Raw genomic sequence first — 17035 nt, 5'->3', positions numbered from 1 at the left:
GGATCGAGGAGAACCCATGCCCCAACCCGTCGTGCACTTCGAGATCGTCGGTGGCGACGCCGCGGCACTGCACACCTTCTATGCCCAATTGTTCGGCTGGAAGATCGAACCCCGCGGTCCTGGCGGCTACGGCCTGGTCCAGCCGAGCGGGCCGGACGGGATCACCGGCGGCATCGGCTCCGGTGACGGCGGTGACAGCCGGCACGTCACCGTCTACGTCGAGGTGCCCGATGTCGGTACAGCTCTGGACAGGGCCGAAGAGTTGGGTGGCCGCCGGCTGTTCAGCCCGGACATCGTGCCGGGAACCAACATCGAGTTGGGCCAGTTCACCGACCCCGAGGATCACGTGATCGGCCTGACCACCGCAATCACGCCCGATCAACCGCACGCAAGGAGAGCATCATGACCGCGACCTACACCTGGGACGTCTATTCCAGCCTCGACGGCTACGGCTCCTACGACGGCGACGGCGACTGGGGCGGCTACTGGGGCAAGCAAGGCCCCGAGTTTCTCGACTACCGCTTCGCCTTGTACGGCGAGGAGCAGCGGATGGTCTTCGGGGCCAACACCTACCGGGAATCCGTGCAGCTGCTGGATCCGAGCACCGAGCCCGAGGTGAGCGATCCAGTGAACACCCGGCTGAGGAACCTGCCGACAACAGTGGTCTCGACCACACTCGAAGGCCCCCTCGCCTGGCCGAACGCGACCCTCGTGAGCGGCGACGCCGTCGACGTCGTCGCCCGGCTCAAGGAAGAGTCCGAAGTGCCACTGCGCTCGCACGGCAGCCTGTCCATGAACCGGGCGCTGATGGCCGCCGGCCTGGTCGACTACGTCCAGGTGACAATCTTCCCAGTGATCACCGGACAGACCGGAACGGCCCCGATCTTCCAGGGCGCGGCCGACTTCGACCTCGAGCTGATCGAGAGCCGGACACTCGACGGCCGTATTCAAGAGCTCATCTACCGGCCCACCCTGCACGGCTGAGTCGAGGGCACCCGGATCTATCCCCTCGGCGGCTCGGCGCAACGTTCCTTCCAAACGGGAGCGGCCATGGGCATAAATCGGACCTCGGCTGGCATACGCGACATCACGTTGGACGACGACGAGGTCGGAGAGCGGGTGGAGTACCGCGACCGACGCCAGGCAGACAACGAGCAAGATCTCCGCAATAGGGCAGGCGTATATTCCCCTACCGGGATGGGGCCCATCACGTAGTGAAGGATCTGGCCTCGGTGCGATCGCCCGTGTTGCGATCATCGCAGTACCAGGCCAGCGCGGATAAGCGGAAGATGGGCATATAGTTCGAGTCTCGGACACGGGATTACCCATAAGGAGTCCGTTCTCAGGAACGGATTCCTTGTGTTGATGCGGCAGGTTTGCCCGTCGCATATGACGAGCAGGTTCCTGGAGCGTAAGACCGCGATCAGCGGCTCCGGGCGTCTGCTGCCGAACAGGCCGGCCAGAACACGGTCCTTGCGGATTTAGAGGAATTTCGGGTCCTCTAGTGATCGTTCTGGGCGCTAGCGCCTCGATCCCTGCCGTGCGCCAGGCCTTGTGCCAGTATTCGGCACCCTCCAGGTCGCCGTGATCGCGCCGCGCTCGCCACAGTGCCAACAGAGGAAAGATGTCACCGGCATCGGCGGCTCCCCGGGCGATGTCTTCGGCACTTTCCCAGTCCCCGGCTTCATACCGCATTTCTGCGAGGATCTCGAAGCACAAGGTATCGCCAGCGTCGGCGGCTTCCCGATCCCGGCGACCACATCAAGCCTGTCACGAGTATCTATGCGACTGCAGACGGTCGCAGAGATATCGCTCTATGTAGCAGTAGAGCGTTGTGTGCTGCCAGTGAAGACAGATGCGCAAACCTCAGCTGTGCAAAGCGGCAACCTCGACCGCCCCTGCGGCTAGCAGGGCGTAGGTGACGATGGCAGGTAGACGGGCAACCTGCCGATGAGTCGGTAGACGTGCCACAGCCTGTCGCCCAGAGCTATCTCGTAGTTCGCCTCGCCGAACCGTTTGAGTACTGCCAGACGAATTCCAGCCACGGCGGGGCCACCCCCGTGAAGTGCGCCCAACTGCCCGGTTCGGCACCGGGGTAGTCGCCTCGGACTTCAGACAGGAGCGTCAGCATGAAGCCTTCCCGGATCAGGCTGTTGACTATCCGGCTCAGTGTCTGCCTGTACTCCATGGGTTCGCGAATGCGGCCGCGGACCGGCTTCCGGTCGTAGACCCAGTCCTGGTCGGGATAACAGGTCGCGGCCTCGTCCGTGTAGGGCTGCCTCAGCGTGTAGCCCTCCCCGTTCCACGAGTCGTGGGTGAGCCCGGAGAAGAACGGGTTGGCGCACATCAGGTAGTAATAGCCGCCTCGTTCGACGACTCGCGCGACCTCGCGGAAAACGATCCGGGAGTCCGGGACGAAGGTCAGCGAGTACGGATGCCAGACCAGATCGAACGAGGAGTCGTCGAGGGCCGACAGGTCCCGCATGTCACCTTGGATCGTGCGGATGCCGACGCCGTAGTGCTCAGCGGCCGAGCGGTCCCGCTCCAACTGCCCAGAGGAGATGTCGAAAACCGTCACGTCGGCTCCGAGCAGAGCGAAGGCCGCAGACTGCTGCCCGCCTCCTCCCGCCAGGCAGAGCACCTTTCGGCCCGCCAGATCGCCGGGGATGCCCAGCCTGTCCAGGCCCAGATAAGCCTGAGCCTTCTCCGCGTCCAGGTCGAGCATGGGACGGGTGAACAACGCGTCCGCCTCCACAAGGGCTTCCCAGCGTTCCTCGTTGTAGTGGTAGATCTCGTCCCGCACAGCGGACACGCTATCTGTCGCCCAGCGGCCGAGGCGAACGATTTTGGTCGGGCCTTGCTCGTTCGCCGACCCCCTTCACCACTGCACCCGCTATGAGCTGCCGCTTCAGGATGAAGAAGACTGACTGATCCAAGGGATCAGGCCTTCCCGTCCCATCCTTCGCACGACCGCGTTGTGGTTGGAGGGCGGGGTGCAGCTAGATCTCCTTCGGGCAAGCCTAGCGTGGCGTGTGCGGGAAAGGATCAAGTTCCCTTCGGGAAGCGATCTCCTCAGTACCTAATCCGCCCCAGGCCAGCCCCATTCGTGAACACCCCACCCAGGTCAAAGGCCGCTTCCCGGTTGCAGGAAGCGGCCTTTTGCGTTGCTGGGTGACTAAGTGAGTGACTACATGTCCCCTGCTTCCTTATCTCGGTGCCGGATGACCTTCACGTACTCCAGTGAGTCACGCCCCGCGAAGCAGCCGTACGTCAGGAGCAGCGCGTCCTGGTGCTCGCGATCAAGCTCGGATGAGGTGATCGCTCTTTCGACGGGGTCTGACAGGTCAATGGCACGGTCCAGGAGTTGTTGTCACGGTACTTCGAGGACGCTTGCCAGTTGCTTCCACTGGTCCCTTGTGAGGCGCTTGTGCCCATTTTCGATGTTGGAGATTGTTGCGGGGGAGACCCCGAGGCGTTGTGCCGCATCTTTCTGCCGCAGGCCGCGCCTGTCTCGTGCGGCGGCGACGAATCGGCTGAAGGCGTCTCTGTCTGCCGATCCGACGAAGTACGACTGAAGATCTCGTCCATGGCGATTGCGCCCTCCTGAAGCACCGGACGGAGTTGCTTGCGGTAGACGGTCTCGGTGACGGTGGTGTTGCGGTGGCCGACCAGGCGTGAGATGGCTTCGATGGGCATGCCGGAGTCGGAGAGCAGCGAGACGAAGCTGTGCCGCATCTCGCGAGGTGTCCAGTCCTGCGGGTTGAGGCCGGCCTTTTTGAGGACGGCCCGGAACGAGCGGCGGACGTTGTGTGCGTCGAGCTCTGTGCCGACCTTGGAGGTGAACACGAGGTCGTTGTCCTGCCGGTCGCCCGCTGCCTTCTTGGCTACGTCCTGGCGTTAGCAGTGGAGCTTGAGGGCGTCCACGCAGCGCCTCGGTATGGCCAGGGTGCGGCGGGCCTTCTTGGTTTTGGTGTCGCCGCCTTCCCTGACGGAGCGCCAGACCATGATGGACGGCGGTGTGCTGTCCATGTTGACGACGTGCGACCAGGTGAGCGCGCGTAGCTCCTCAGTACGCGCGCCCAGGGGCAGTGACAGGACGACGTAGGCGTGCAGGGCCTGAGGTCAGAGCGCCCCTGGGGGCCCAGGTAGGACGATGTGGAAGAAGCTCTGCGCCTTGTACGTGGCGAGCTTCCTGGCCTTACCGGTCCTGACGTTCAGCGCGTAGGCGGTCATGGCCTGGTACGGCGGGTCGACCACCGCGGGCTCGTCGGCCACCTCAGATGCCGGTCTGCACCGCACGGATGTGGTGAGAGCGGTCACCTCGTCGGCGCTGAGCCAGGTGCGCAGCGAGATCTGGGAGACGTCCGGGGGCAGGCCGCTGATGGCGGTCGCCTTCCGCTTCTTGCCGGTGAGCGTGTCCATGAGGGCGAGGTCGCCATGACGGCAGGGCTTCTCGGCGGTGCTGAGGTTCTCGATCACCGCGACGGTCTTCCCGTCGGGGGCGAGTGGGCTGAAGTTGTAGTGCTTCGGCAGGATGACCGACGTGGAGTTGCCCGCTGAGGAGGGCGGCCACAGGTTCGAGATCGTTCGCAGCTGCGAATTGGGCGAATATTCCGCGAGCGTGATGGTGGCGCCGTCCTGTGACAGGCCGATGGGGACCCAGCGGTTCGGCAACTGGCGGACGACTCTGTCACGCATGTCGATGAGCAGCGCGGGGTCCTTGAAGTCCGGGACCTTGCTGAAAGCCACGAACCGGCCGTCGTCCGACAGCATCAGGCGCGAGATGCTGCCCAGCCAGCCCTTCGGCACCTTGTCGGCGGCCGTCGTCCTCTGGCCCGAGGCCAGGTCGCGGACCTGGAAGGTCCCTTCCTTTGCGCTGTAGTAGGCGATCTTCCGGCCGTCCCGACTGATCGCCAGTGGGCTGTCCCGCAGTCCGCTACGCCCAGGGCTGAGGCTGGGCAGCGCCTCACTGACGTAGTAGGCCTTCCCGCTCCGCGTGACCACCCGCCAGCTTCCGTCTCGGCAGCCTGACGGCGCCTTCCCCCTGTCCGGCTTGCAGAAGGTCTTGTACGCGTGGCTCAGCGGCCCCACCCCGCGCGCCGGCAGGTCGCCTTGGGAAGCGACCTCCTGCGACCCGTCCGGCAGCAGCCGGACGGCGGCCGTCACACCAAGAGCGATGACCACGATCATGGCCGCCGCGAGCTGCGACATCACGGTACGCCGCCTGCGGTCATGCGTCGCGATCGTGCGTTCGGCCAGGTCCACCTGTGGAGCGTCGTCGGCCAGGTCGACGAGTACGTTCCGTAGCCAGGTCATCGGTAGGTCTCCTCGGCTTCCATGTCGGCGAGCTTCGGCGCCAGTTCGGGCGCCAGTTCGCGTAAACGGGCCAGCGCGTAGTGGGCCTGGCTCTTCACCGTCCCGATCGAGCAGTTCAGCAGCTCAGCTGTCTCACGTTCGGTCCGGTCCTCGTAGTAGCGCAGAACGATCACCGCCCGCTGCCGGGGCGGCAATCGCATGAGAGCCCGGCGCATGACGAGCCGCACGATGGTGGAGTCCTCGCTCGAGTACGGCCGGTCGGGCGGGTCTGCGGTCGGGAGCTCGGTCCTGCCCCGGCGCCGCCGCCACGAGATGTGCTGATTCAGCAGCGCCTTGCGCACGTACGCCTCGGGGCGCTCGACGCGCGACAGCCTAGACCAGCGTCCGAGCACCTTGAGCAGGACGCTCTGCAGCAGGTCCTCGGCCTGGTGGGCGTCTCCCGTGAGCAGGTACGCGGTGCGCATCAGCGCCTGCTGATGGCCGGCGACGAACTCGCGGAAGCTGTCATTGCGGTCCAAGGCGACTCCTCTCGACCGTACCGACTCCGGTGACGTGTCGAAAGGTTCGGTCCGCCCGGCTAGAACTTCGTGTCGCGTTCTTGCACACCGCCAGCACAGCCCGATACCGCTGCTCGACAACGGACATATCCACCGGGGCTGATCCCAGCCTCCCGATGCGCGACGCCGCCACGACGCACGACAGGATGACCGACAACAGCATCCGTCACCGATGTCTTGGGACTCACGCGTCCCTGCCGTCACCGATAGGACCACCCCGCGGGCGCGGGGCCGATTTCACGCGCGCCGCGCGCGAGCACATCGAGCGGACGCTCCGTGCCGTGTAGGACAGAAACTGGCCTATACGAGGTCTAGTGTCGGCGGCACATTCCGGCACGCAAGGAGGCACCCCAAGATGTCTGTCAAGGCGGTCCCTGAGGGCTACACGACCGTCACACCGTGGATCATCTCCCGCGACACGGCCGCGGTCATCGACTACATCCGGAAAGCGTTCGGCGCTGAGGAACTGGGCCGGGTGATCGACGCCCGCGGAGTGATCGGGCACGCGGAGGTCCGCATCGGTGATGCGATCGTGATGCTGTTCGACGGCGACCCGAGTTGGCCCGCGACGCCCGCGTTCCTCCGGCTGTACGTCGAGGACGCCCGCGCCGTACACCGCAAGGCTGTCGCGGCGGGAGGCGTCTCCATCTCGGAGGTCACCCACCTGGCCTTCGGCGACCTGGTCGGGCGGGTGCGCGACCCGTTCGGCAATGTGTGGTGGATCCAGACCCGCATCGAGGACGTGACGCCCGAGGAGATGGAGCGACGCTTCGGTGACCCGGAGTTCACCGCCGCGATGGAGTACATGCAGCGCCCCGAGACCGAGATCTTCCCTCAGAGCTGACCTCGACCGAGCTGGAGGTACGTCACACCGCCATGGTCTGCAGCCTTCACCTGGTCGTCCCTCTAGCGCTGTCGGTCCCCGGCAACCTACTTGTCGTCAACATGGAGGCGGAGCCGGCCAAGCTGGATGGCGGCCGCTGCGCCCAGCCGCAATCGACATCACGGCGGCGTGACCCGGGGGGCAAAGCTGCCGCATCCCGTTCTACTTGCTCAAGCTCTGGTCTGGACTGTGCGTGAGGCTCTTGAGCCGGGCCCGGAATGTCTCTTGGGCGGGGCTATATGGCAGGCGCCGGGAGAAGGACTGCAGCAGGTCGGTGACCACGGCTGGAATCCACGGTGGAACATCCATGACCCGTTTCTGACGCCAGTGTCGGCTCCCGGTAGGCACACCATCATTTTGGGGAGTCACCGCCCGACAAAACCCCCGGCAACTCTCCTCGGGAGGCTATGCCGAGCTTTGGGTAGGCGTTGTACAGGTGGTATCCGACCGTTCTGGGACTGAGGAAGAGTTGGGCGCCGATGTCGCGGTTGCTCAGGCCCGTGGCCGCCAGCCGGACGACCTGCAGTTCCTGGGGCGTGAGGCGGGCCAACGGGTCAGGATCTTCCGCATGGCGGGTCACGCTTTGGCCGGTGGCGCGTAGCTCGGTGGCCCCGCGGTCGGCCCAGGGCCTGGCGCCGAGGCGTTCGAAGGTTTCCAGCGCGGACCGCAGTGGAGCGCGGGCGTCGACTCTGCGGTGTTGCCTACGCAGCCATTCCCCGTACACGAGTTCGGTACGAGCCCGTTCGAAGGGCGGGTTCCCCTCCTGGCGGTGCAGGTGAACGGCTCGCATCCAGGCGTCCTCCCCGGCACCGAGCAATGCCTGGCAACGTGCGGCAATCGCGAGTGCCCACGGTCGCGCGGTGTGATCTGCCCAGTCGGCGTACCGGCGGGCGGCCTCCTGTGCTTGTGCTGGGTGACCGGCCCGTGCTGCGGCTTCCGCCAGGTCGGGGAGACTGTGGACGGTGCCCAGCTTGTTGGGCCCCTCCACCGCCTCGGTCAGCTTCACCAGTGCGGCCTCGTACCTGCCGAGGCCCAGGTCGAGCAGGGCCGTGATGGCCATAGCTCGGGCGTGGCCGGGAGCGGTGCCGTGTGCCGTGATCTCGGCCGTCAACTCTTTACAGCGTTCGTGGTCGCCTTCGATCGCGGCGACCTGTGCCAGGACGGCCCAGAGAAAGGCCAGGTTGTGGCTCTGGCCGGTGTCTTGGGCGCGCAACGGTCAGCAGACGCCTGGCCGTGCACCGGGCCCTCGCCGAGGTGCTGGACGGGGACCGGCGGGCCTGGCATCTGGCCTCTGCGAGCACAGGACCGGACGAGCAGGTGGCGGCTGAGCTCGAACGCACCGCCGAAAGCGCACGGAGCCGCGGTGGCCATGCCGCCGTCGCCGCCGCCTACGAGCGCGCCGCCAAGCTCAGTGCCCACCCTCGCGAGCGCGGACGCCGCCTCGTCCACGCCGCTCGCGCGGCCGCCGACGCGGGCCAGCAAGAGCGGGCGGCGACCCTCGCCGACGACGCCGCCGCCCTGATCACCGAACCGGTCGCCACGGCGGAGGTGGCCAAATTCCGGGCGAGCCTGGCCGACGAGCGCGGCAGTGCCACCTCCGCTCACCAGCTCCTGGCCGAATCGGCCTGGGCCGTCGCCGGCCAGACCCCCGATCTCGCTGCCGGCCTGCTCTTCTCGGCCGTCGAGATCGCCTGGACCGCGGGCGACTTCACCGCCGTTCGAACCGCGGCAGATCAGGCGCACCGGTTGCGGGTGCCCGATGCCGGACGTATCGGCGAGCTGGCCGCCCGCATCACCGCGCTGAACGGGCCCGGGGGCGACGTGGTCGAGGCGGCCATCGCCGTACACCTGCTCCTCGACCGGGATCTCGCGGCGGGCCCGCCCGGCCTGCGGGGGAACGCCAGGATCGCGTGGTGGGAGATGCTGCTCGGCGACTACGGCGCCGCCCACGACCGAGCCGTCGGCTTGGAACGCGAGAGCAGGGCCCAGGGTGCGATCGGCGTGCTACCACGTGCACTGATGTTGCTCGCCCGCAGCCAGCTGTGGCTGGGCGCGCACCGTGATGCCCGAAGCAGCGCGACCGAGGGCGTACGGGTAGGCGGCGGTTCTGATCAGGGGGTGCCTGAACACCAGGCGGTCGCCGGACATGCCGAGCAGGCGCCTGTCCTCGGCGGGCTCCAGATCGGGCACGCTCGCGCCGAGCCGCTCGGCCGCGCCGAACACCGTCACGGGGTCGCCGTCCTGCTCGGCGGCGGCCACCAGCAGCAGGATCTGCGTCGCCTCGGGCAACGTGGCGATGCGGTCGGCGAACGTCTGCTGGATACGGCTGAATGTGGAGAAGGCGCGCGCGCCGTACGGCTCTGCCACGAGCTGACCCTCCCGCTGGGCGGCGAGCAACTCCAGCACGGCCAGTGGGTTGCCCTGCGCTTCCTGGAGGACTTGCCTGCCGTATTCCTGGATTCCAAGGCGGTGTGCGCGGCAGCAGCGTTCGAGAGAGCGAACCGCTGGACGAGCGGCGTCAGCGTGCCGTCCGTCACCATGGCCAGGGCGCGCTCCTCCAGCCTGCGTACGCCGCCTGGACGGCCCGGCATGCTGGGCCCTGGCGCGGCGCACAGGCTCAGCCCGCGTTCGTAGAGCTCGCGCGGGGACACGTCGACGGGATGTCCGCTCAGCCAACCGTACATGATCAGCCTGCCGCCGTGGCCGAGCAGCTCCAGTGCGGTACGGCCGAGGCTGCCGCCGATCCCGTCGAACGCCACGGTGACCTGCCGGCCGTCCAGTTCCTCGCAAACGCGTTCGGGCCAGCCGGGCCGGGTGTGGTCGACGGTGACCGCCGCGCCGAGCCGGCGCGTGACGGCGGTCTTGGCCGGCCCGCCCGCCACTCCGGCGACCGTCGCGCCCATGTGTACCGTGGCCTGGACGAGCAGGCTGCCGACCCCGCCCGCCGAGCCGAGCACCAGCACCACGTCCTCGGGCGTCAGACCGGCGACGTCCAGGATGCCTACCGCGGCGCGGCCGGTGCCGATGGCCGTCACGGCCGCGTGGTCGGACACGCCGTCCGCGATCTCGTGCACCGCGGCCGCCTCGCGTACGGCCAGCTCCGCGTAACCGCCGGCGGCCAGTCCGAGGCAGGTGACGACGCGCCGGCCCAGCCAGCGCGGCTCAACGCCGTCGCCGAGTGATTCCACCACGCCCGCGACCTCCCTGCCCGGGATCATCGGCAGATCGGGCGGCCAGCGACCAGTGCCCGCGCGTACGGTGAGGTCCAGCCGGGTGACCCCGGCCGCGGCCACCGCGATGCGCACCTGGCCAGGGCCGGGCCGGCGGCGTCCTGCTCATGGAGCAGCTCGCCTGGGCCGCCGAAGGCGTACTGCCTGATGGCTCTCATCGTCAGGTCCCGTACGGGTGCGTGGCCTTGGCGTTCTTCAGCGCGCGTCCCCACCACACGAGCTGGCCCAGCATCGTCTTGGCGGCCTGTTCGGAAGCGGCGGGATCGAGGTGCCGGCCTTCGGCGTCGAAGGTGTGCCAGGGATTGACGAAGCTGATCGTGTCACTGAGCGTGACCGCGTGCAGTTGCGCGAAGACGCCGCGGAGGGCCTGGGCCGCGTGCTGGCCGCCGGAGATCCCGCCGTAGGAGACCAAACCCACCGGCTTGGCCTGCCACTCGGTGTAGTGCCAGTCGATCACGCTCTTGACCGAGGCGGGGAAGCTGCGGTTGTACTCCGGGGTCAGCACCACGAACGCGTCGGCCGCGTGCAGCCGCTGCGACAGGCCGGCCATCACAGGCGTGGGCGGCAGACCCGGCGGTAGCGTCACCGGCAGGTCGAAGTCGGCCAGATCGATCACGTCAAGCTCCAGCCCGCCGTGTGCCTTGGCTTGGGCGACGAACCAGCCGGCCACCACGGGCCCGAAACGGCCTTCCCTGGTGCTGCCAATGATGATCGCCACATTGAGCATCCTGTTCCCCTTTTCTGGTCGAGCTGAGGAGAACGACGCTAGGACGGTTCACGGCGACCGCTCCTCTGTCGATCGACTGGGGTCCGTCGACCTGGATGGCCAACCCCAGTCAGTTGACAGAGGTGCCCATCGAGGGGTCGCTCGTAGCGTTGCCGGCATGAGCACAACCGTGCAGTTCGTTTTCGACATCCCCTGTGTCTGGTCCTATTTCGGCTTCACTCGCCTGCGGCGGGCGCTGGCCCGTTTCCGCGCCGACAGGGGGCAGGCCGACGTCGTGTTGCTTCCCTTCCAGCTGGATCCCGGCGCGAGCGTGGAAGGAGAGCTCAAGCTTGAGGTGCTCCGCCGAGCCTTCGGTGAGGACGCGCTGGCTGCCGTGACCCGGATCACGGCCATGGCGGCGGAGGAAGGCCTGCGGTTCCGTCACGAGAACGCGATCTACTCCAACACCTTCGAAGCGCACCGTCTCATCGCGGTGGCCGCCCGCCAGGGGCTGGGTGAGGAGATGGCCGAGCGGCTGTTCCGCGCGCACCACACCGACGAGCTCAACATCGCCGATCTCGGCACGCTGAAGGCCCTGGCCGCCGAGACCGGCGTTCAGTGGAGCGACGAATGCGCCGAAGAGACGCTGGCCGAACTCGACCGGGTACGGAGCTCGGGCGTGCGGGGGTGCCGGTGTACCGGTTCGCCGACCGGCCGGAGCTGACCGGCGCCCAATCGGAACAGGCGCTGTTGGCCGCGCTCACGTCCGCTTCGCGTCCATGAACAGGCGTATCGCGGCTGAAGAATACCAGTCTTGTGAAGGACCTCAGATGATCGAGATCACCCACCGTCACCTCCAGGTTGGGGACATCCGCATGCACGTGGCCGAGGCGGGCTCGGGCCCGCTGGTCATCCTGCTCCACGGCTTTCCCGAGTCGTGGTACTCCTGGCGCCACCAGCTCGTGGCGCTGGCCGAGGCGGGATACCACGTCGTCGCCCCGGACCAGCGAGGCTACGGTGGCACCGACCGGCCGGACGCTGTGGAGGACTACACGATCCTGCACACGGTCGGCGACGTTATCGGCCTGATCGGCGCACTCGGCGAGGAGCAGGCGGTCGTGGCCGGCCACGACTGGGGCTCGGGCGTCGCCTGGCACAGTGCGCTGATGCGGCCCGATCGAGTGCGCGCAGTGATCGCGTTGGGCGGCCCGTACGCGGTCCGGCCCGCTACCGCGCCGCTGTCCACCATGCGTACTCAGGCAGGCGACAACTTCTACATCGCCTACTTCCAGCGGCCGGGAGTCGCCGACCGCGAACTGGCCCGGGACCCGCGTGCCACGATCCGCCGAGCCCTCCACGGTGCCTCCGGTGAGGGATATCCGTGGAATCCCATCGTCCCGCCGGGCGGCGGGCTCCTGGACACGTGGAGAGAGCCCGACAGGCTGCCCGATTGGCTGACCGAGGAGGACCTCGACGTCTACACCACCGACTTCGAACGCACCGGCTTCACCACCGCCTTGAACTGGTTCCGCAACCTGGACCGCAACTGGGCGCTGACCAGTCCCTGGCAGCACGCCGCCATCCTCCCGCCCGCCCTCTACATCACCGGCGACAGAGACAGCGCCGCGGCCCTGCCGGGAGGAGCGGAGCTGATCTCCGGCACATCAGCCGCCGTGCCGAACCTGCGCCGAGCCGTCGTACTGCCGGGCTGCGGCCACTGGACTCAGCAGGAGCGTCCGGCAGAGGTCAACGAGGCGTTCACGCGCTTCCTGAACTCGTTGTGAGACCAGCTCGGGAGAACGCAACGCGATGACGTCGGCAATCGTCCGGACGTCGCCTCGAACACCCCACCATTCCGCCCCTCCACGCCCGTGTCCGCCAGGTGCAATCGCTCGGGCGCGAACGTCATCGATCAACTACCGATACACCGGAAGCGAGACAACCATGAAGATGCGGCCCCGCGCCTACCGCCTGCCCGCCGACGCACAGGACGTGCGTCACCTCGAAGAACTCGTCGCCGACATCGAGGCCGGCTTCAACCGCAAGGACGCTGCCGTCCTCGACGGACGGTTCACCGCCGATGCGATCCTGACCGTGCCCGACGGCACGACTCTACGGGGATGGGACGATCTCTTTGCCTACCACACCGCTCGATTGGCGGGCGTTGTCCGCGACTGGAGCACTCGTATCTCCGTACTCAGCGTGAGTCCTCTGAGCACTGACATCGCCGTCGTCCAAGTGGAACAGCACACCACCACTCCGGAAAGAGCATTCACCAACCACGGCACCATCGTGGCGATCAAGAAGGAGAGAAGGTGGTGGATCAGCGCTATGCAGAACACCACCGTCGTGTGACATGAAGGGCCGCAGACCAAGTACGAGATAAAGGGGAAGTCGCCTGGTCGCCGCCTTTTCCCTTGGGGGATTACGGATCAGACATGGCGGGATAAGTCCGACGCGATAACGATCAGTAGCCTGTTTACGCAGGTCGTGCTGCCGCCGCCGCGACCGCCTGAGCCGTTCAGCTTCCCGGCGCACCCGAGTGACGACCGAAGTCCGTGGCGAACCAGGTCGCGAGGTCCTCGGCCGGCCACGCGGAGCAGCACCGCCAGGGTCGCCGGGTCACCCCCGCGCTCGCCGCCAGCGTTCTCGCTCCCCGCGGCGGCGTTGTCCAGGGCGGTACGCGGCCGCCGCGGGAGCACCTGCGACAGCTTGGTCAACGCCCGGTGCGAGGCATCCCCGGCAAGGATTCGCTCGACCATGCGCAGGGCCGCTACCAGGGGCAGGACCTCGTCGTCCTGGAAGGGCAGCGGCGGCATCCGGCGCCCCGGACCCAGCGCGTAGTGGCCACCCGGCCCGGGTCGGCTCTCGATGGCGTAGCCGAGGCCCTGCAGGCGAGCCACGTCGCGACGGACGGTGCGGGTGCTGACCGCGAGGCGCCCCGCGAGATCGGAAGCCGACCAACTCGGCCGAGCGGCCGGCAACTCCAGCAGCCGGAGGGTCCGTCCGGCGGGGTCGCCAGCGTGAGGGGTGAATTCGGTCACGGCTCCAGTGTGGCCACAATCGCGGACAGGATCGGGCCACATCTACCCGTACGGTCGGAGCCATGGAGATCGCCATCACCGCACCGTCCGGCAATGTCGGCCGCTTCCTAGTTGGGCACCTGGTCCGCGCAGGTGTCCGTCCGCGGCTGCTGAGCCGCCACCCCGAGCAGCCCCGCGCGACCTGGGGCGACCTCGTCGACGCCCGCGAGGTCGACCTGCGGGAGGCCGCGGCCGTCACCGAGGCGACCCGCGGCGTCGACGCGCTGTTCCTGGTCGTGCCGCCCGGCGAGGCCGACGACCCCGTCGCGGCGTACGCCGAGGTCGGCGAGATCGCCGCCGCCGCGGTCGCCGAGAACCGCATCCCCCGCACCGTCCTGCAGAGCAGCGTCGGAGCGGAGCTCCGCGAAGGCGCCGGTGAGATCGACGGGCTGGCCCGCGTCGAGGAGGCGCTGGACCGGGTCGTCGCCAAGGACGCCGGCCTCGCCGTCACCCACCTGCGGTGCGGCTACTTCTTCAGCAACCTGCTGTTCGAGCTCGACAGCATCCGCTCAGGCACCGTGGCCGTGCTCCTGCCCACCGGCAAGCCGTTCTCCTGGGTCGCTCCGGCCGACATCGCCGCGGTGGCCGCGTCCCTGCTGCTGCGCGCCGACTGGTCGGGACGCCGGGTGCAGGCCGTGCACGGACCACAGGACCTGTCCTGGGACGACGCCTTGGCCGTGGTCGGCGACGTCCTGGGCCGCACGGTCACCGCAAACCGCGTCGCCGACGACGACATGCGCGCCACGCTGGGCGGCGCCGGCATGTCCCCGGCGCAGGTCGGGGCCATCATGGGCATGTCGACCGGACTGCGCGAGGGATTCGTCCCCGAGCAGTCGCGGACCCCCGTGACCACGACCGACACGACGCTCGGAGCATGGGCCTGGGCCGAGCTCCGTCCCACCCTCGACGCGACCGGGTAACGCGTGCCCGACCTGTGACGACCACTGCCTCGTGTGGTGCTCCGAAAATTCGTCGAATGAATGCTTATGCCCCCTCTAGGGTCGAAGCTTGTGACGAACGACTACAGGTGCGCGCCCGCCGGTCGGACGTCCACCGCACGCATCCGCGGGTTTCACACCAATCGGCGTATTCGCAGGTCCACGACCACACCGCCGCTGCCGACCGGCACATCCGCCAGACGCCGCGTGTGATAGGCGTGCACCCGCCGGGCCAGTACCCCACATGCCGGGCAAGGCGGCCGGAGGGGTCCGTGGCCCGTGTTCGCGGCCGTTCGGCCAGTTGGCCGAGGGCAGCATTGATCGGGTTGGCCCAGGAGGCGTAGGCGGGGCGGGTCGCAGCGATGCCGGAGGGTGAGTGGTGCTTGATTGCTGCTGGGTTCCGAGGCGGTGAGCCACTGGTCAAGGGGCTTGATTGTCAGCTGAGGTGGTCCTTCGGGACTCGTGCGCGCCCGGCTCCTGTAGGGCCCCCAGGAGAGTGAGCGCTTCGGCGCTCGGGCTGCCCGGCTCGGCGCTGAGTACGACGAGCTGCTGGTCGCGGGCGTCCGGCACGAGCAGCTTCTCGTAGTGCAGTTCCAGCGGTCCCACCTGGGGGTGGTGCAGGCGCAGCGGGCCGCGGGCGGGGGCGCGGACGTCCTGGCGGGCCCACAGCCGCCGGAACGGCTCGCTGCGGACCGACAGCTCGCCGACGAGTTCCGTCAGCCGGGGGTCGTCCACGTCGGGGCCCACCTGGCGGCGCAGGCAGGCGACCAGCCCCGCCAGATCGTGTTCCCCGACGCCGTGGGTCTGCGCCAGTCCCGGCTCCAGGAACATGGCCCGCACCACGTTGGTGCCCGGTGCGTACGCCGGCGACAGCGCTTGGGCCAGGCCGTTGGCGGCCAGGACGTCCATCAGCCGGCCCTGGACGTAGGCCGGGGCGCCGAAGGCGGACTCGAGCAGCCGCCGCAGGCCGGGCACCACCCGCTCCGGGGCCCGCCGCGGGCGGCGGCGCGGCTGCTGCTCCTGCTTGGCCAGGCGATGCAGGTGGGCCCGCGCCGCCTCGTCCAGTCCCAGCGCGCTGGCCAGGGCGTCCAGGACCTGCGGCGAAGGGCGCCGGTCGCGTCCCTGCTCCAGTCGCAGGTAGTAGTCGGCGCTGATGCCGGCGAGCAGAGCGAGCTCCTCGCGCCGCAGCCCGGGCACCCGCCGACGGCCCTGACCGGCGGGCAGCCCGGCGTCCTGCGGACGCAGCACCTCGCGGCGGGCGCGCAGGTAGTCGCCCAGGACGGTGTGCTCCCGGCTCGTCATGCGCCCCAGCTTATGAGCCCGCGGAGGTGTTCAGCCTGGTCCTGTCACCCCCAGGATCGGCGGAGCCCTGGCAAGCCGGCCCGGTCGCCGCCAAGGTTCAGGTCCATGTTCACATTCAGCATGCGAGGACGTCACCATGGCTGAGCGGAGCCTGCACGGCACGACAGTGATCATCACCGGGGCAAGCTCCGGCATCGGCGCCGCGGCGGCGCGCCGGCTGGCCGCCCGCGGCGCCACCGTGGCCGTGGTCGGCCGCTCGCCCGAGGCCACCCGCGCCGTGGCGGAAAGCGCGGGCGCGCACGCCCACCTGGCCGACTTCGGCCGCCTCGACGACGTCCGCCGCCTCGCCGGGGAACTACTGGAGCGCTATCCCCGCATCGACGCCCTGGCCAACAACGCCGGCGCCCTGTTCTCCTCCCGCGCCCTGACCCCCGACGGGCACGAGCGCACCTTCCAGATCAACCACCTGGCGCCGTTCCTGCTCACCACCCTGCTGCTGGAACGGCTGCGGCAGTCGCCGGACGCGCGCGTCATCAACACCGGCAGCAACGCCTACCGGTACGCCAAAATCGACCTGGACGACCTCACCACCGCCCGGCGCCGCTACCGGATGATGCGCGTGTACGGCATGACCAAGCTCGCCACACTGCTGTTCACCCGGGAACTTGCCCGGCGCGCCGCGGGCACGACCGTGACCACCGCCGCCTTCCACCCGGGACTGACCGCCACCAACGCCTTCCGGGACAACCGGCTGGCAGCGCTGCTCATGCACTCCCGGGTCAGTCCCGCGATCACGCCCGAGCAGGGGGCCGGGCCGCTGGAGCACCTGATCACCACCGACGACCCGGCCGGCGTCAACGGGCGGTTCCTCAACCGGCTCGACATCGAGGACCCGCGCGGCCCACAGGTGCGCGACGCGGCGCTGACCCTGCGACTGTGGGAGGTGTCCACGCGGCTGACGCACGCGCCGGACCTCGCCAAGCCCTCGCCTTGAAGGGAGCGGCCCGGAAGGGCGCAGGT

General features: G+C 68.6%; 22 protein-coding genes and 1 pseudogene. 9 read left to right on the top strand and 14 right to left on the bottom strand.

What is annotated here, in order from left to right; translation table 11 throughout:
• The first annotated feature begins 16 nt into the window (after positions 1-16).
• The 3 genes from EJK15_RS13510 (at position 17) to EJK15_RS13500 (ending at position 1908) form a co-directional block, all read left to right on the top strand.
• A complete protein-coding gene (locus EJK15_RS13510) occupies positions 17-406 on the top strand; it encodes a VOC family protein (RefSeq protein ID WP_138710733.1) in 390 nt (129 codons plus the stop codon).
• Positions 403-984, top strand: a complete 582-nt coding sequence (locus EJK15_RS13505; RefSeq protein WP_138710732.1) for a dihydrofolate reductase family protein — start codon at positions 403-405, stop codon at positions 982-984. The genes EJK15_RS13510 and EJK15_RS13505 overlap by 4 nt, the downstream gene beginning before the upstream one ends.
• 600 nt (positions 985-1584) lie before the next feature.
• Positions 1585-1908, top strand: a complete 324-nt coding sequence (locus tag EJK15_RS13500) for a hypothetical protein (RefSeq protein WP_138710731.1) — start codon at positions 1585-1587, stop codon at positions 1906-1908.
• Between the two features lie 79 nt (positions 1909-1987).
• Here the strand turns inward: EJK15_RS13500 and EJK15_RS13495 are convergent, their stop codons facing one another.
• The 6 genes and pseudogenes from EJK15_RS13495 to EJK15_RS13475 form a co-directional block, all read right to left on the bottom strand.
• Entirely contained in the window at positions 1988-2803 is an 816-nt protein-coding gene (locus tag EJK15_RS13495) for a class I SAM-dependent methyltransferase (protein ID WP_138710730.1), read from the bottom strand.
• Positions 2804-3370: 567 nt separating this feature from the next.
• The gene (locus tag EJK15_RS77535; RefSeq protein WP_138710762.1) at positions 3371-3499 is read right to left on the bottom strand and encodes a helix-turn-helix domain-containing protein; all 129 of its coding nucleotides are present in this window, start codon (positions 3497-3499) and stop codon (positions 3371-3373) included.
• A gap of 137 nt (positions 3500-3636) precedes the next feature.
• Positions 3637-3858, bottom strand: a pseudogene (locus EJK15_RS77530) (site-specific integrase); the annotation flags it as partial.
• A 39-nt stretch (positions 3859-3897) separates the two neighbouring features.
• On the bottom strand, positions 3898-4029 hold the full coding sequence (locus tag EJK15_RS76270; protein ID WP_276615389.1) for a site-specific integrase: 132 nt from the start codon (positions 4027-4029) through the stop codon (positions 3898-3900).
• 93 nt (positions 4030-4122) lie between these two features.
• On the bottom strand, positions 4123-5316 hold the full coding sequence (locus tag EJK15_RS13480) for a WD40 repeat domain-containing protein (protein ID WP_138710729.1): 1194 nt from the start codon (positions 5314-5316) through the stop codon (positions 4123-4125).
• A complete protein-coding gene (locus tag EJK15_RS13475; RefSeq protein WP_138710728.1) occupies positions 5313-5834 on the bottom strand; it encodes a SigE family RNA polymerase sigma factor in 522 nt (173 codons plus the stop codon). Before EJK15_RS13475 ends, EJK15_RS13480 begins: the two co-directional genes overlap by 4 nt.
• A gap of 394 nt (positions 5835-6228) precedes the next feature.
• Here EJK15_RS13475 and EJK15_RS13470 point away from each other — a divergent pair, with 394 nt between their 5' ends.
• A complete protein-coding gene (locus EJK15_RS13470; protein WP_138710727.1) occupies positions 6229-6717 on the top strand; it encodes a VOC family protein in 489 nt (162 codons plus the stop codon).
• A 391-nt stretch (positions 6718-7108) separates the two neighbouring features.
• Here EJK15_RS13470 and EJK15_RS13465 read toward each other — a convergent pair whose 3' ends face one another.
• From EJK15_RS13465 to EJK15_RS13445, 5 genes are all read right to left on the bottom strand, one after another.
• Positions 7109-7969 (bottom strand): helix-turn-helix domain-containing protein, encoded by an 861-nt coding sequence (locus EJK15_RS13465; protein ID WP_138710726.1) that lies wholly within the window; start codon positions 7967-7969, stop codon positions 7109-7111.
• A complete protein-coding gene (locus tag EJK15_RS77525) occupies positions 7864-8706 on the bottom strand; it encodes a hypothetical protein (RefSeq protein ID WP_138710725.1) in 843 nt (280 codons plus the stop codon). Before EJK15_RS77525 ends, EJK15_RS13465 begins: the two co-directional genes overlap by 106 nt.
• Before the next feature lie 54 nt (positions 8707-8760).
• A complete protein-coding gene (locus tag EJK15_RS77520; RefSeq protein WP_138710724.1) occupies positions 8761-9045 on the bottom strand; it encodes a hypothetical protein in 285 nt (94 codons plus the stop codon).
• Positions 8982-10049: a zinc-binding dehydrogenase gene (locus EJK15_RS77515; protein ID WP_420847056.1), complete on the bottom strand. Its 1068-nt coding sequence runs from the start codon at positions 10047-10049 to the stop codon at positions 8982-8984. The genes EJK15_RS77520 and EJK15_RS77515 overlap by 64 nt, the downstream gene beginning before the upstream one ends.
• 97 nt (positions 10050-10146) lie before the next feature.
• The gene (locus tag EJK15_RS13445; protein ID WP_138710723.1) at positions 10147-10713 is read right to left on the bottom strand and encodes an NADPH-dependent FMN reductase; all 567 of its coding nucleotides are present in this window, start codon (positions 10711-10713) and stop codon (positions 10147-10149) included.
• A 157-nt stretch (positions 10714-10870) separates the two neighbouring features.
• On the opposite strand from EJK15_RS13445, the gene EJK15_RS13440 reads away from it, so the two are divergent.
• The 3 genes from EJK15_RS13440 (at position 10871) to EJK15_RS13430 (ending at position 13047) form a co-directional block, all read left to right on the top strand.
• The gene (locus tag EJK15_RS13440; RefSeq protein WP_171074281.1) at positions 10871-11416 is read left to right on the top strand and encodes a DsbA family protein; all 546 of its coding nucleotides are present in this window, start codon (positions 10871-10873) and stop codon (positions 11414-11416) included.
• Positions 11417-11525: 109 nt separating this feature from the next.
• On the top strand, positions 11526-12476 hold the full coding sequence (locus EJK15_RS13435; protein WP_206060832.1) for an alpha/beta fold hydrolase: 951 nt from the start codon (positions 11526-11528) through the stop codon (positions 12474-12476).
• A gap of 160 nt (positions 12477-12636) precedes the next feature.
• Positions 12637-13047: an SgcJ/EcaC family oxidoreductase gene (locus EJK15_RS13430; RefSeq protein WP_171074280.1), complete on the top strand. Its 411-nt coding sequence runs from the start codon at positions 12637-12639 to the stop codon at positions 13045-13047.
• A 77-nt stretch (positions 13048-13124) separates the two neighbouring features.
• Here the strand turns inward: EJK15_RS13430 and EJK15_RS13425 are convergent, their stop codons facing one another.
• Positions 13125-13736, bottom strand: a complete 612-nt coding sequence (locus EJK15_RS13425; RefSeq protein ID WP_171074279.1) for a helix-turn-helix transcriptional regulator — start codon at positions 13734-13736, stop codon at positions 13125-13127.
• A gap of 62 nt (positions 13737-13798) precedes the next feature.
• On the opposite strand from EJK15_RS13425, the gene EJK15_RS13420 reads away from it, so the two are divergent.
• Positions 13799-14695, top strand: a complete 897-nt coding sequence (locus tag EJK15_RS13420) for an NAD(P)H-binding protein (RefSeq protein ID WP_138710718.1) — start codon at positions 13799-13801, stop codon at positions 14693-14695.
• A 152-nt stretch (positions 14696-14847) separates the two neighbouring features.
• Here EJK15_RS13420 and EJK15_RS77510 read toward each other — a convergent pair whose 3' ends face one another.
• Positions 14848-15048, bottom strand: a complete 201-nt coding sequence (locus tag EJK15_RS77510) for a transposase family protein (RefSeq protein WP_420847055.1) — start codon at positions 15046-15048, stop codon at positions 14848-14850.
• Between the two features lie 85 nt (positions 15049-15133).
• Positions 15134-16015 (bottom strand): helix-turn-helix transcriptional regulator, encoded by an 882-nt coding sequence (locus tag EJK15_RS13415; protein ID WP_138710717.1) that lies wholly within the window; start codon positions 16013-16015, stop codon positions 15134-15136.
• Between the two features lie 136 nt (positions 16016-16151).
• On the opposite strand from EJK15_RS13415, the gene EJK15_RS13410 reads away from it, so the two are divergent.
• A complete protein-coding gene (locus EJK15_RS13410) occupies positions 16152-17009 on the top strand; it encodes an SDR family NAD(P)-dependent oxidoreductase (protein ID WP_138710716.1) in 858 nt (285 codons plus the stop codon).
• The last annotated feature ends 26 nt before the right edge of the window (positions 17010-17035 follow it).

The sequence above is a fragment of the Nonomuraea basaltis genome (assembly GCF_005893125.1).
Lineage (GTDB): Bacteria > Actinomycetota > Actinomycetes > Streptosporangiales > Streptosporangiaceae > Nonomuraea > Nonomuraea basaltis.
This window is presented reverse-complemented; position numbering and strand designations above follow the sequence as displayed.